The sequence below is a fragment of the Methanobacterium congolense genome (assembly GCF_900095295.1).
GTDB classification, from domain to species: Archaea; Methanobacteriota; Methanobacteria; order Methanobacteriales; family Methanobacteriaceae; genus Methanobacterium_C; species Methanobacterium_C congolense.
In genome coordinates, this window is sequence record NZ_LT607756.1 from 2,029,658 (window position 1) to 2,044,247 (window position 14,590).

At 40.4% G+C, this 14,590-nt stretch carries 6 protein-coding genes; 2 read left to right on the forward strand and 4 right to left on the reverse strand.

Annotated features, from left to right (window positions below):
- Positions 1–162: 162 nt before the first annotated feature.
- Positions 163–927, reverse strand: a complete 765-nt coding sequence (locus MCBB_RS09650) for a peptidylprolyl isomerase (RefSeq protein WP_071907561.1) — start codon at positions 925–927, stop codon at positions 163–165.
- Positions 918–2,042 (reverse strand): nucleotidyltransferase family protein, encoded by a 1,125-nt coding sequence (locus MCBB_RS09655; protein ID WP_071907562.1) that lies wholly within the window; start codon positions 2,040–2,042, stop codon positions 918–920. The genes MCBB_RS09650 and MCBB_RS09655 overlap by 10 nt, the downstream gene beginning before the upstream one ends.
- A gap of 291 nt (positions 2,043–2,333) precedes the next feature.
- On the opposite strand from MCBB_RS09655, the gene MCBB_RS09660 reads away from it, so the two are divergent.
- Entirely contained in the window at positions 2,334–3,662 is a 1,329-nt protein-coding gene (locus MCBB_RS09660; protein WP_071907563.1) for a dihydroorotase, read from the forward strand.
- Positions 3,663–3,960: 298 nt separating this feature from the next.
- Here the strand turns inward: MCBB_RS09660 and MCBB_RS09665 are convergent, their stop codons facing one another.
- A complete protein-coding gene (locus MCBB_RS09665) occupies positions 3,961–12,411 on the reverse strand; it encodes a DUF11 domain-containing protein (protein WP_084789945.1) in 8,451 nt (2,816 codons plus the stop codon).
- Positions 12,412–12,767: 356 nt separating this feature from the next.
- Here MCBB_RS09665 and MCBB_RS09670 point away from each other — a divergent pair, with 356 nt between their 5' ends.
- A complete protein-coding gene (locus MCBB_RS09670) occupies positions 12,768–12,947 on the forward strand; it encodes a CooT family nickel-binding protein (RefSeq protein WP_071907565.1) in 180 nt (59 codons plus the stop codon).
- 393 nt (positions 12,948–13,340) lie between these two features.
- On the opposite strand, the gene MCBB_RS09675 is transcribed toward MCBB_RS09670, so the two are convergent.
- Positions 13,341–14,576, reverse strand: coding sequence for a 4Fe-4S binding protein (locus MCBB_RS09675; RefSeq protein WP_071907566.1), 1,236 nt, complete (start codon positions 14,574–14,576; stop codon positions 13,341–13,343).
- Between the last annotated feature and the right edge of the window lie 14 nt (positions 14,577–14,590).

Sequence of the window (14,590 nt, forward strand, 5' to 3'; positions counted from 1 at the left end):
AAATAAAAAAAGTTAGATATTTAGATTTTGCTGATTTTAATCAAAAAAACTGGGAAAAATTGTCAGAAAAACTGTAAAATGGTTCGAATATGGATGGTTTTTTTCTACTGAAGAATTTTTACATCCATTTCATTCCATTTAATGAGTGTTGAAGCACCCAGTTTACTCTTCAGCTTTGTCTAAAACTTCAGGGACTTCTTCAGTTTCAGCTTCTTCTTCTGGAGCTTTTTTCTCGAAGACATCAACGAATTCAACTTTCTCGATGGTGTCTATGTTTTCCCATACATCCCTTGCTATTCTGAATCTGGCGAAGGTTATGTCCATGTACGGTTTGTTGTCGAATTTTGCCATTTCATCCATGGATATCTTGGCAACTCCATCCTCGATTGTGACCTCGGTCTTCTCAATGTCGATCTTTGGGTTTGGGTAGTGGAGTTCTATCATGCTTTTGATCTTGTCCTCGTCTCCTGCTATGATCTCTGCAACCTTCACATGGTACTCAAGGCTTTTGCCTGCAAGTTCATGGTTGAAGTCAACCCTGACACGGCCGCCGCTTATGCTCCTTATTTTACCTGTAACACCTTCAGAGGAGATGCTCATTCCAACTTGAGGTTTCATTCCCTGTTTCTTGAACTCCTTCATTGGTATGAGCTGTACGAGTTTTGGGTCCCTTTCTCCGAATGCTTCTTCTGGAGTGAGGCTTATTGTTTTTTCATCGCCCTCTTCCAGGTCGATGAGTTCCTCGTCAAGCCCTTTTAAGAGGTGTCCTGCACCTACAATGATTGGTATTGCACCGTAAGATTTATTTTCTACTAATATTCCTTCTTCTTCTGCCACCTTTTCATCGGTTGTGTCAAAGACCTCGCCTGTCTCCTGAACCTTTCCGGTGTATTCTAATTTTACAAATTCTCCATTCTTCACTGGCATATCTCTAGCCTCCTGTGCGGTATTCTTTTTCGAAATTCTTTTAGAACTTCTTTATTCTTATATTTTAATATACGGATTACAGATGGGTATCTGTCTATATAGTTATGTACACTCTCCTTAAAAACACCCGCCTCCAATGAAGATAAGACACGCTGCCGGTGGTGCCTGCTGAAACCCTGTGAAATTACAGATTCAACATCACCAAGACCGTAAAATGGCCCGTTTTCAATTAAAGAATCAGCGGTTTTATCATCCATGAGTGCAAGGGATCTGAGCTCATCCTGAGAACTTTCATTCACCCTATGGAGTATGCCCTCAACATCACGCATATCATGTAGGGGTGCCCTTCCAGCATCCATCTCCCTCCTGAGTACTTGAATGGTTTCAGGAGGTAACATATCCTCTGCATCATCAAGGTGCCCTGAAAGGACAGCATTCCTTATTTTAGTTCCACTAACCCCTTCAATACGTTTTATAAAGAGGAACTTGTCCTTGAAGTCGAACCCTATTTTTTTAAGGGACTTTGAAAGGGACACTATAACGTAGTTATCCTCATCGAGCTTTCCCTCCATTAAAATTTCCTTTGTCTGCATGTCCACGAATTTATAGGGTTTGGGTGCCACACCATGACCCTCACTTATCCTCGACAGGATTTCCCTAAACTCTGATTCAGATTCGGGAAAGGGTTTGTAGCCACGGGGTATGTGATCTGCATCCAGTGCATGGAAGGTTTTTGCAAGGCAGAGGGAGTACTGTCCTGAGCCCATTATTCCCATTGGTGGTCCTTCGATCACAATATCAGCACCAACTGCCACTGCAGCTTCAGCTCGGGCCTGGCGGGTCATTATGTAGGGAAGACCCCTGCCACTGCGCTCGAAAAGTCCTGGAACAACTGCAACGAAGATTCCCCCTGGAACCTGACTTTTTGCCCCCATCATACAGTGCCTGTGGCCCTTGTGGAGGGGTGAGTACTCAGTGAAGTCCGCTATTATCTTAACCTCACGTTTAACATCAGCCTCTGGTTCTCCATATTCGGGTTCCGTTTCCAGATCCACCTTGAAGATTTTTTTATCCCTTGAGATGATGTTTTTGACGAATTCTTCCCTTTCAAGCATGTGAATCCTCTTTGTAGTTACGGTTTTATTAATTGATCTCTTAATTGATCTCTAATTTTTTTAAGGAGTAAATCCTTTTTTTATCGCGTTAATCGATAAATTAAAATAATTACCTCTTTATTACAAGTTTTTTAATAGTTTTAAGTTCATATATAGTTACAAATATTTTTATACAATTCATAATCAAAAATTTATCGTGAAGTACATGTTATCAAATTTTATTTAATTGAACTTAATTCAATTGGATGAACCATTAAAATCAGGAAAATAAAAAAATTTAAAGGTGTATCAATGTCTGATCTTGCTCTTGTAAACTGCAACATTCCAGGAATAAATGAAAACTGTTCGGTAGAGGTTGAAAATGGAAAGATAAAGTCCATAAGGAAGGTAGTGGCCAGATGTGATGAAACCATTGATCTTGAGGGTAAAATTCTTCTTCCAGGACTTATAGATGCGCATGTGCACATGAGAGACCCTGGTTTAACCTACAAGGAAGACTGGAAAACTGGAAGCCGTGCTGCTGCTTCAGGAGGTTTCACAACGGTTCTGGACATGCCCAACACAAACCCCACGACCACCACTGCAGGGAGGTTCAGGGAGAAACTCCAGATTGCAGGTTCAAAGAGTGTTGTGGATTTTGGGCTGCATGCAGGGGTTGAAAACCTGGATGAAATCCCTAAGATCGCTGAATTATGCCCCTCTTCCTTCAAGATATTTGCAGATCTCGTTGACAATGGTTTTTTAATGGAGGCTTTTCATGAAGTGTCCAAACTTAAGGATAGCTCATTAACACAGGAACAAGAATCCAACGAGTGTCACTTCAAACCATTGATATCCATTCACTGTGAAGATGGAAGTATCACAGGGCACTGCACAGATAGGCTGAAGTCTGAGGGTGTTTTAGATTCAAAGGTTTATTCCAGGGCAAGGCCTCCCCTTGCAGAGGAGGTTTCAGTTTCAAATGCTGTTACCATGGCTGAACACTTCAATGTTCCTGTTCACATATGTCATGTCAGCACCAGAAAGGCCCTTGAAATTATCAAAAGGGCGGAACTTGCAGGATGCCCTGTCACATGTGAAGGAACACCCCATCACCTGCTTCTTGATGCATCATCCTTTGAAGCATTCGGTACGTTTGCAAAGACCAACCCCCCACTGAGGGATGAAACTGACAAGATCATGGTGTCAGACCTTGACATGATCGATGTTGTAGGCACGGATCATGCCCCCCACGAACTCCTTGAGAAGGGCAGGGATGTTTGGAACGCACCTCCAGGAATTCCAGGACTTGAAACTGCACTGCCGCTGCTCTTAACCCAGATAAATCAGAAAAAACTCTCATTTGAACGGTTGATACAGCTGCTTGCAGAGAATCCTGCCAGGATCTTCAATATACCAAACAAAGGTTTCCTAAAGGAAGGAATGGATGCAGATTTCGTTGTTGTGGATATGAATAAGGAAGGAGTTGTAGAACCTGAAAACTTCCAGAGTAAGGCCGAATACACCCCTTTTGAAGGATACAAAGTCAAAGGAATGCCTGTGATGACTGTGGTCAGGGGTAACGTGGTTATGGATGAAGGAGGAATATTCGAGAACATGGGAAAGTTCATCCACATTTAAATCTATTTTAATAAATTTTATCTTGTTATCTTTTTTTATCTCTTTAAAAAACAATCTTACAAAAAGAATAATTTAAAATTATATAATTATTCGAACTTTTTTCAATAAAATAGAAAATAGATGGAAAATAACGTATCATAAGCACATTATATGATTCTGAAGATTTTTTTATCAGACATTTCATTATAAATTCATTATAAAGAAAAATAATGTTAAAATGGAAAAGCAAAAAAGTATTTTAAACTTTTTTTACACCTTTCCTTTTTTTTAACCTTTTATACCTCTTTTACATCGGCCTTTACCTCTTTTTAAATCCGAAACCCCCAACAATCATGAGCACAGCAAGCACAAGTGCTGCAAGTGGTACGGCTGTTGGCTGCATTGGAACAGTTTTTCCATTTTTATCTGGATTATTCGGCACTGGCTGTGGAGTTACACTGACTCCTGCTGCAGCTGAAGTTGGATGGAGAATAGGATCATACGTACTTGAGTACACATGTGCATGATTCTCTAAAGGCCCTAAAACTTCCACACCACATTTCATTGTTAAAACTGCAGTTGTGCCATTTGGCAGATCCCCAATTGTCCATATTCCAGTACTTGGATCGTATGACCCATAATTCGCACTTGATGAAAGGTATTTCAATCCCTTTGGAAGTTTATCATCAACGTAAACACTAACAGCTGCGTCTGGACCATGATTCTGCACTATTAAAGTGAAAATCACAGATTCATGTATGTGAAGTTTTACTGGGCTGGCTGTTTTAGTTATTGAAAGTGTTGCAGCTGCTGGTACGTTCAGAGTCTTTGAGTCGTTGTTATTTTCAGGATTAGGATCGTATTCATTCTCTGCAGTTTTGTTGGCAACGTTTGTCAGGTTTCCTGTTTTAACAACCTGGGCAATTATGGTCAAAGTTGAGTTGAAACCATTTTCCAGCGTTCCAACCATCCATATACCTGTTGTTGAGTTGTAGAATCCCTGAGTAGCAGAGTATGATATGAGTTTAAGTCCATCTGGAAGTAGATCAGATACAACAACACCTGTAGCTTCATCAGGGCCGTGGTTGGTCACTGTAACCGTGAAGGTCACGTTCTGATTGTAGTTAGGTGTCAAGTTGTTTGCATCCTTTGTAACTTCTATATCTGCTGTTTTAACCCTTATCTCATAGGAAGATGTTTTATCTTCAGTGTTTGGATCGTTTGTCTGGGATGAAACTGTTGCCGTGTTTGTGAAATTGTCATGATTGGTTGCATTCTCAGTTCCCCTCAGAAGTACTGTTAAATTCTGGTTTGGTTCCAAGTTACCGAGTAAAAGGTTTCCAGTCCACGGGTTCCATGTTGTTCCATTGTCCAGGCTGAATTCTGGATTGACAATAACGGATGGAACAATATCATTCAATGTTACTCCAACTGCAGTTGAAGGTCCCCTGTTACCAACTTTTATGGTGTATGTTACATTTGTTCCTGGAACAACAGGGTTTGGTGTTCCTGTTTTTTCGACAAACACATCAACCTGCGCCACGACCGTGGTGTTCCATTGGTCAGAACTGCCTGCAGGATCCGTTGGAGAGGTTACATTAGCATTGTTTGTAACCACTATGCTGTTCAACTCATTACCATTGGATGATGTAGCATTTGGAAGTATGTTTCCCCTTATCTCTATTACAATGTCTTGACCTGCAGTTAAAGGTTGCAACCATATCAGTGGGTTGTTCCATTCCATCCAAGATGTGCTGTATCCTACAACGAAGTACTCAACATTGGTAAGCACCCCTGGAACATCGTCAGTTATTGTCAGCTGTGATGAATCAGACGGACCATTGTTGTGTATTGTCAAAGTGTAGGTTATGTTATCTTTTCCAGCGGTTAAAGGTCCTGAAGGTCCTGTTTTTGTAATGACCAGAGAATCATTTATTCCGACATCTGTTAAAGCCGTACTTGTGTTATCAGTTGGAACAGGATCTGCAGTTGTTGATGTTGCAGTTGCTGTGTTGTTTATCTGTCCTGCAGGTGCTGAAGAGGCAAGTATTGATCTTACAGCTATTGTTACATTGTTTTCTGCCCCTGGCAGTATGTTTCCAAGGTTCAGTGCCCATGAACCTGAAGGTACGTTGATCCATGAGCCTCCGTTAATGGAGTACTGTGGATTAACAAGGCGGTTGAACCATGAACCCATGATTGTGTCATTTAAGACCACGTTTACAGCCGTGTCAGGGCCTTTGTTTATCACGATTACTGTGTAGTTCAGTGGTTCACCAGCATTAACGCTGGAGGGTCCAACCTTCTCAACAACAATATCAGCACCTAAAACATGCACTTGAGCGTTTCCAGTGGTGTAGTAATCATTTAGAACTCCGGGTCCAAGTCCATCAGTTCCAGTTCTTCTGTCAGGATTACCAGAAGGTTCTGATGCGTAGGTTGAAACTGCAATGTTTGTAAGGTTACCCCCTGCAAGGTTGTAGTTGTTGTTCACGGTACAGTTGAAGATGAAACTTACATCACCCTCAGAAAGTGTCAGTACTGGGGCTGTGAAGGTCAGAGTGCTGCCTGAAACTGTTAAAGTCCATGTTGGTGGCAGAACCTCTGAGCCAGGCACGTAGGTTAATCCATAGGGGAGTGTGTCCACCACTTGTACGTCGTATGCATCTGATGTGCTTGTTGCTGTGTGTTTTACAGTTACAGTGTATGTGAACTGTTCTCCCGTGTTTAGATTTGTTTTGCTGGCTGTTTTTGTTACCTGAAGGTTTGGTTCCACCACAGTGGATGTTGCATTTGATGATCCTCCGTTCAGGTAATTTCCTGGGTTTTGAGGGTCTTTAAAGTACATGTTGGCAGTGTTTGTTAATGTAACTCCATTCTGATTTGAGAGAACATTCTCAACAAGTCCATAGTAATCAAGGTAGATAGTTCCAGACTGGGTTGCATTGATCCATCCAAAGTCGAAGTTCAGTGTGCCAGTTCCAGAAACTTGAGGAACAGCAAACTCCGTTGAAATTCCTGTTGAAGGAGTTAGAGTTGCACTTCCAGTTACATAGGAAGTTCCAGAAGCCATGACATCTGTTAAATACATATCATCAGTAACGCCCACTGGAAGGGTTATTGTTATCCTGTAATGCACAGAACCACCTACAGGTGAATTGCTGCTACCAACAATTGCCTTGGAAATCGTTGGTTTTCTTGCAGTTAAGGTGGCTGTTGCATTTGAGTATAAGTTGTTAATAGCTCCCTGGAGTGGATCACCAGTTCTTTTACCATCATCTGCACCGGGATTTCCTGGTGTGGAGTTGTTAGTACCATGATCTCCAGGTAATGTTGTTCCTGTAAAGTTAACCGTGTTTGTAACATTTTGGTCGCCGTATTTAACCTGTGGATTGACTGTTGCGTTGTAGGTGATATTCAGATACTCACCGGGCAGCAGTCTGTCAACTGTGATGTTAAGAACTCCGGCAGTGGAGAAGTCATGGAAAACAATTCCTGCATTGCTTGGAGTGATTATTAGGTGGGTGTAATCAAGTCCTGTGTAGTCTGGAAGTAAAGGATCCAGGATCTGCAGGTTGTATGCTGGTGCTCCGTTGGTTGTGTTGTTGTTTTGAACCTGAACCTTGAAGGTCACGTTCTGTCCCCCCTCAACCGAAGCTGGAGTAACTGGATTTAGAACCTGTTTTGATGAGGATAACTGTGGCACGACCACATTTAAAGCAGGAGAACTGGTTGTGCTTGAACTGGTCTGGCCGGTAGCGTTTTGATACGTGAATATTAAACTGTTAGGTATGGTGTCCCCCCTCTGATTCTGACTGTTGAGAACAACTGCATTGAATATGAGAGTTAGGGTACCGTTTTGAAGTCCATCAGTACCAGTATAAGTGATGTTTCCCAAGTTAAATGCAATATTTGAAGTTGTTGTTGGATCTATATTTTCAAATGCATTTATTTGGCTGAAGTTGAATCCAGTTGCAGTTATACTTCCATTGCTTCTTTTTATCTGGGCAGAACCAGCCAGATATTTTAATTTGGAACTTAAAACATCATTCAAATTAACATTAATTGTTTTTCCCTCAGGAACTGTTAGATTGAGTTGGTAAGTTACAACTTCACCTACCATAACATTTGTTCCTGTGGAATCTGGTTCTGAAGTTGAATTTATGGTTTTAGAAGCACTTGGAGCAACCGTACTTATGATTACGTTGTTGGAATTCACTGCAGGGTAGGCCCTACTTTCAGTGTAACTTGGAGGTAGCGACCTGAAACTCTGGATCGTTGCATTGTTGATGAAAGATGAATTGGATGGTGCATCTTTCATTGCATTGAGTGTGAAAATGAATTGTATGGTTTGACCAGGGTTGATAACTGTTGTATCATCACCTGCAACTATTTTAACAGTGTTACCTATTAAGGATATGTTAAAGCCAGTTACTGGAGTGTAACTGAAGGTGGTTAGGTCAAAGAGTGTTGAATTTAAGGTATCTGTCAAGTTTACATTGTAAGCAGGTGATCCTCCATTGTTGGTCACGTTCAGGGTTACAGTCATTTTATCACCGCCGTCAACCGTTGTTGGTGTGACTGATTTGGATACTGAAAGTTTCGGTTCAACGATCGTTGCAGTTTTTGTAGCTGTAAATGCTCCTGCTGTATTTTCATCCCATGTGAGGTTCACCCTGTTAGTTTTTGTTGGAACTGTGGCATTGTTAATGGTCTGGTTTAAAACCAATGCCTGTAGATCTATATAAAATGGGTTGTTCGATGCTGTGCTGTTTGTTAAGCCTGAAAACAGGAAAGTTATGGATTGTCCTGAAACTGTTACAATTGGATTTGAGATTACTCCACTGAAGTTGGTGGTGTTAACGAAGTAAACTCCAGTGTATTGGAATCCATTTGGAAGTGTATCCACGACTTTAAGGTTGTTAAAAACACCTGTTGGCATTGTTACAGGTATTCTGTATGTCACGTATTCTCCAACAGTGAGGTTGCCTGTTGTTCCATGTATGCTTGATGTTAAGATGTTTTTTCCTATTGTAGGGTTTCCAGTTCTAAGTACAGCCGAACCTGAATTAGTGTACTGCCTTCCATTTGGATCAGGACTCGTTCCATTCCAAGGCAGTGAATAATAGTTTGCTGTTGCAGTGTTGGTATACCTTGGTCCAATTACAACATCCGGTAAAATTTTAACCGTGAATGTGAATGTTTTTGTTTGCCCAGCAGCTATGTCCCCACCAGTGTATGTTACAACTCCATTTGAATAGTTATAACTAAATCCAGAAGCTGTTGTTCCTTCCAAAACACTTGTTAAATCAAATATTTGACTGCCGTTTGTTCCGTTTAAAGGATCCGTTATAATTGTGTGGTAAGCCGTTGAGCTACCCGTATTTTTAACTGTGATGGTTACGGTTGTGGTTTGTCCTCCCTGAACCGGGTTTGGACTGAATGTTTTGGTAATATTCAGTAATGGTTCCACCACATTAACTGCAGCAGTTCTTGTTATCGGTGAATTTCCAGGGTCTGTCCAGCTCAGGGTTGCGCTGTTGGTTTGTGTGTTGTTTGTACTATGTACAGGGTTTGATGTGCTGTTTGCAACGATGAAATCAAGATCTATGTAGAATATGTTGTTGGAACCTGATGTTGTGTTGGATGTTCCTGAAAATAGGAATGTTAACACATTACCGCTCTGAGTGAAACTTAGAGGAGCTAAGGATCCCAGGTATCCAGGTCCACTTGTGTTTAAATAGTAACCTAGGTAGGTTAATCCATTTGGCAGTGTGTCCACTATTTTTAGATTTGTTATCTGCCCTCCAGGAAGTGTTACAACAAGTCTGAACCTTCCTTTTTCTCCTATTGTTAAATTGTTCCCTGAACTGATTCCATCAAGTGATCCAAGATATGATTTTGTGAATTGAGGTTTTAAAGTTGTTACCGTAGCAGTTGAACTGTAATCTGCAGGATTCGTCACATAGTTAGGGCTTCCGGCCAGGGGTGATGAGGTATAATTGGTTACATTTACAGTGTTAGTTAAGCTCTGATTTGGGTAGACGTTACCAAGGAGAGCTGTGTAAGTGATGATTATCGTGCTCATGTTGATGTGACTTGAATCATTTGCAGTATAAATAGGGTAAAGTGCTCCAAAGTTTAAACCATTTCCAAATAAGTCTCCTAACCCAGTGAGATCTATGGACTGGCCATTTTGATATGTTGCAGTTACTCCTGTTATTGACTGTACGTAGCTTGGGAAGAAGAGGTTCTTGAAATTATCCAACACATTAACGTTGTATGCAGTAGCATGACCTGTATTCTGAATCTTTATCGTGTAGGTTACGCTGTCCCCACCTTGAGCAGTGGTTGTGTTTGCAGTTTTTGTGACGGTTATATGTGGCTCCTGTGTTGTGAGTGAAACAATTTTGTTGTCTGCGAATGTCTCCAGGAATGTGTTGTTGTAATTGATGTTCATAAGGTTAGTGAGGTAGAGAGAATCGACCATTGGTTCGTCAGTGGCCGTTACAGTAAAGAGAATGTGAACCAAACTCGTTGGCTGTGTTGCATTGTATACATTTCCATAGAAAAAGGTTAAGGTGTTCTGAACAGGATCAACAACCAGTGTAGGAATTGTTCCTGTAAGGGCACTGAATGTGTCATCACTTGCAAAACACCACTGCCCCGCCGAGGGTAAAGTGCCCTGAGCTACAGGTGTCTGACCATTTGAAAATCCGACTGTCCTTAAAAATGGGAGTGGCAAGTAATCTGTTATGCTGAAATTTTCAAGGTTGGTTGTTGGAACATAAACTTCCAGCGAAAATGTGACTGTATCTCCAGGTTTAACAGGATTTCCACTAACTGGGTCTGAACCGTTGATCTTGTATATTGACTTTGATGCCGTTGGAGAAACTATCCTTATTTGGGTTCCACTTCCATCGGATACAGAACTGTTATTTTCAGTAAGTTTTGCAGAATCTGTCACTGAATTTTTTATGTAATCGTTGGAAACCACAGGATGGTTAGGGTTCTCATAGTTCACATTGATCTGGGACCAGAAGTTAATTGAACCCTCTGTGGCTCCATTGTTAACTCCAGTGTAGTTAACTCCCTCCAGCACACCACTCAACCCATTGTTTATTAACAATTGAGATACATTGAACACTAAATAGGTTTCACCAGTTGTGCTGTTGTGGATCATCTGGAAAACTGATGAATCAAGAGGGTTGAAGTTCAGGTTGTATGTTCCACTTGGAAGGTGTAATGTTAGGGTTGGTGTGTGTGCTGCATCATTAAGGAATGTCTGACCATCCCCCATAGTATCCATTATCACAAGCTCCTTGAGTGAGAAGAAGTCTGATACCTGGAAGTTCACAGTGTACTTCAGAATGTCAAGGGGTTTGTGGTTTGTTGAATTCGTTGTATCTGAAACTCCCTTCTGCACTGCAAGTGATTTCAGGTTCAGAGTGTAACTGTCACTTGATGAAACGGGGTTTGAGAGGTAGGTTCCATTGACAGTTGCGTTGTTGGTTGCATTGGTTGTGGCACCTGTTGATGGGTCAAGTACATACCCCGCGGTGTTGTTGAATTCTGGTGCAAAGACTGTGTACTTCACCACCCTATCTGAGCCAAGCACTCCAGTTATGGATCCAAAGTTGATTATGAGTTTTCCACCAGGGGTGGTTGTTGATGGCTGCTGGATCACTGTTCCACCTGCTGGATCAACTACCTTAACGAACTGAAGATTTCCAGGAATATAATCAATCAGGGTTACGTTGTTAACTGTCTGTCCATTTGCAACATCAACTGTTAAGGTGTAGGTCACAGGGTAGTTGGATCCAGTGGCTGTCTCCTGCTCATGGGCATCACTGGTCTTTGTGAGTTTTATAACCGTTGGTGTTACAGGTGTTGTTGAACTTACACCCCGAAGTGGTGTGGTTCCAGTTGGTGTTGCACCGTAACGAAAAACTGGATATGCTGTGATATTCAGTGGAAGACCAAGTGTTGCATTTCCATCTACCGTTGCAGTGAGGTTGAGCACTGCTTCAGGTTCCTGGGTTGTGAAACTTCCAAGGGGGTACTGGATTATCCAGAGGTGTGAACCTGGAGTTCCTGTGACAGACAGTCCAGTGAGGGCATCGATCAATGTTCCCGATGCTGGGAATATACCATTATCTGTAACAGTCACCTTCGATCCAAGGTATGTTACACTTGATGGGTTTAGGGTTACACCCTCAGGCGTTATGAGTTCAATGTAAGGTCCGTAACCTGTAACATCTCCACCATCCTTGAAGCTCACCTGAAAGTTAAAACTTTCATTTATAAAGGAGGAATTTGGTGCTGTGACCGTTGAAACTGGTATTGGCCCAAGTTTGAAGTTCGCAAAACCTACAAGATTTCCTGAATTATTTGTGCAGGTTGTCGCATCCACATATTTTGTTTCAGGTACGTGTCCTGTGTGGCTTGCTGTGACCATGAAGTTCCTTTCATCACTTGAAAAGTTCATTGAGTAAAATCCAACAGCATCTGTGGTTGTGCTTCCAACAAAACTACCATTTAAAGAATTGACACTTATTGTGACTCCGCTGAATGGCAATCCATTATCACAGCGAGTTACATTACCTGATAAAACTATGTTAGATTGATTTGAAGCATTAACATTCGAATTAGAATTAGTTAAATTAGTACTTGAATTAAAAGTAATATTTGAAGTATCTGCAGCTGATGCTGTCCCACAAAGGGTAATTATCAGTAAAAAAACTGTAAACAGCAGTAATTTAGTTTTCATAGAACCCCCGTATTATATGAAAAGTTTTAATTTCTTTTTGAGTGTTAAATTCATTTTATAACAGTTCCTTTATGTTAAATTTTTATCTGAAGTCTGTGAATGAACTTTTTACTTCAATGTAATTGTAGATTAATTTAAAACAGTTATTATTTTTACATTTTTATATTTAAAATTATTCATTTGTTCTTTAAGCCACAAAAAACCAATTAAGCTAAGACAAGACTCTCTAAATATTAAATTTTAATTAATCATAAAAAATTAAACCAAATATAAGAATAAATTAAAAAAAAATAAGGTTAATATTTCGGAAAAATTATATCGGTCTTGAGAACATAAAACTAAATTAAGGTGATAAGATGTGTGAATCAACAGTTTACAGCACAAAAGGCGAAAAGATCATGGAAGACGTGCTCCACATAAAGATTGAAGGGAAAAAGATACACCTTGCGGATGTTCTGAATCAAATAAAAGACATTGAAGGCAAAATCGTTGAGATAGACCTTGACAAGCACGGGATATATGTGGAACTGATTTAATATTTATTATTTTTTTGAAATATCTTCTATGAACCAATGGATTCATCTACAAAACATCAAATATTATCTAAAGTTAATATAAATCTTATAAAGAAGATTAATTTTAAAATTTAATTTATAAATGATTATTATTTAATTGATTTAAGTTGCTTTTATTCGTTATTTTATGTTATTCCAGGATTATAATCCTTATATCTTCGAAAAAAAAGAGTTATAAAACTAATTTAATAAAAGAGTGTTTTTTGAAATTAATACGTAAAAAATGAGAACAATTTATTGAAGTTTTATAAAATTTTAAAAGCAAAATAATCCAATAAATTCAATTCTTTACATGATTCTCTTTTAAAAATAAAAAAAGGTTTTTGGTGGAATGTTCCACCTTTTAAACCGTGTCTATTTAATGGATAATGCGTTTTTAGGACATGCAGGTATGCACTGGTCACAGAGTATGCAGAAACCTTTGAGAGGTACTTTTTCATCTTCTGTGAGTTTGAGCATGCTGTATGGGCAAGCCTCAACACAGTCACCACATTGGGTACACTTGTCAGGGCTGTACTCTATTCTGTTCCTTTTAACTGTTTCTCCATCAACGACTTTATCGATTGTGGAAATTGAGAGTGCTCCTTCAGGACATGCAGTTGTACATGCACCGCATCTGGTACACATAGCAAATGATGGTTCTGCATCGACCTTGGTCTGGGATGGAACCTCCATTCCTGTTTTGGTAACGACCCTCATTGCATCGTTTGGACAGGTGTTTGCACATGCACCTATGAAGTCACATTTGCTCTCGTCCCATACAAGTCCTTCTTCAGAAGCAGGTTTTGCTGGTCCGAGTTCAACTTCAAGGTCTATTGCATCCACAGGACACAATTTTTCACACAGCCCACATGCTGTACAGACTTCTGGGAGCTCCACTGATAATGAAGCTGTTTTTGGTATTATGAAGTCTCCTGGACATGCTTCAACACATACGTTGCAACCTATACAGGTGTCATCGTCCACTTCAAATTTGAGCATTTCCTTTGCACGTTTAACTGGCTTTTTAGCTGAGATGTAAACTGCATTCCATGGGCAGGTCTGTGCACATACACCACATTTTATACAGGTTTCCTCATCTATGGAAATACTTTCTCCAATTTCTGGGAGAGTTATTGCATCAACTGGACATTCTTCAACACACATTCCACATCCAACACAGTCTATGATGTCTATAGGTCCTTCAAGTTCCAAATCCACAGTTTTAGGCTCTTTAACGCCTTCAATTCCTATGACTTCAACTGGACAGATGTCAGCACACTGCTGGCACATGACACAGTATCCTTCGAGTGGTACTTTTTCCCCTTCTTCGAGTTTGAGTGTTTTTGGTGGACAAACATCCACACAGTCCCCACATTCGTTGCACAAATTTGGGTTAAACACTATACGGGTTTGGGTTGTACCGCTCTCATCAACTGCAAGTTCGTCAGTTTTCAGTGCACCGGTTGGGCAGATATCCACACATTTTGGTTCGTCACCACAGACGTTGCAGTAAGCCACGTCTTCAGGTGACACTGCTATGGCTGCTGTTGGACATGTGCCTTGACATGCACCGCATCTGATGCAGTCTTCTTTGTTGACTACTATCATTTTTTTCTCACCTT

Excerpts from the sequence above, each read along its gene's own strand:
- MCBB_RS09650 (WP_071907561.1), bottom strand. The coding sequence starts at position 927 with ATGCCAGTGAAGAATGGAGAATTTGTAAAATTAGAATACACCGGAAAG.
- MCBB_RS09655 (WP_071907562.1), bottom strand. The coding sequence starts at position 2,042 with ATGCTTGAAAGGGAAGAATTCGTCAAAAACATCATCTCAAGGGATAAA.
- MCBB_RS09660 (WP_071907563.1), top strand. The coding sequence starts at position 2,334 with ATGTCTGATCTTGCTCTTGTAAACTGCAACATTCCAGGAATAAATGAA.
- MCBB_RS09665 (WP_084789945.1), bottom strand. The coding sequence starts at position 12,411 with ATGAAAACTAAATTACTGCTGTTTACAGTTTTTTTACTGATAATTACC.
- MCBB_RS09670 (WP_071907565.1), top strand. The coding sequence starts at position 12,768 with ATGTGTGAATCAACAGTTTACAGCACAAAAGGCGAAAAGATCATGGAA.
- MCBB_RS09675 (WP_071907566.1), bottom strand. The coding sequence starts at position 14,576 with ATGATAGTAGTCAACAAAGAAGACTGCATCAGATGCGGTGCATGTCAA.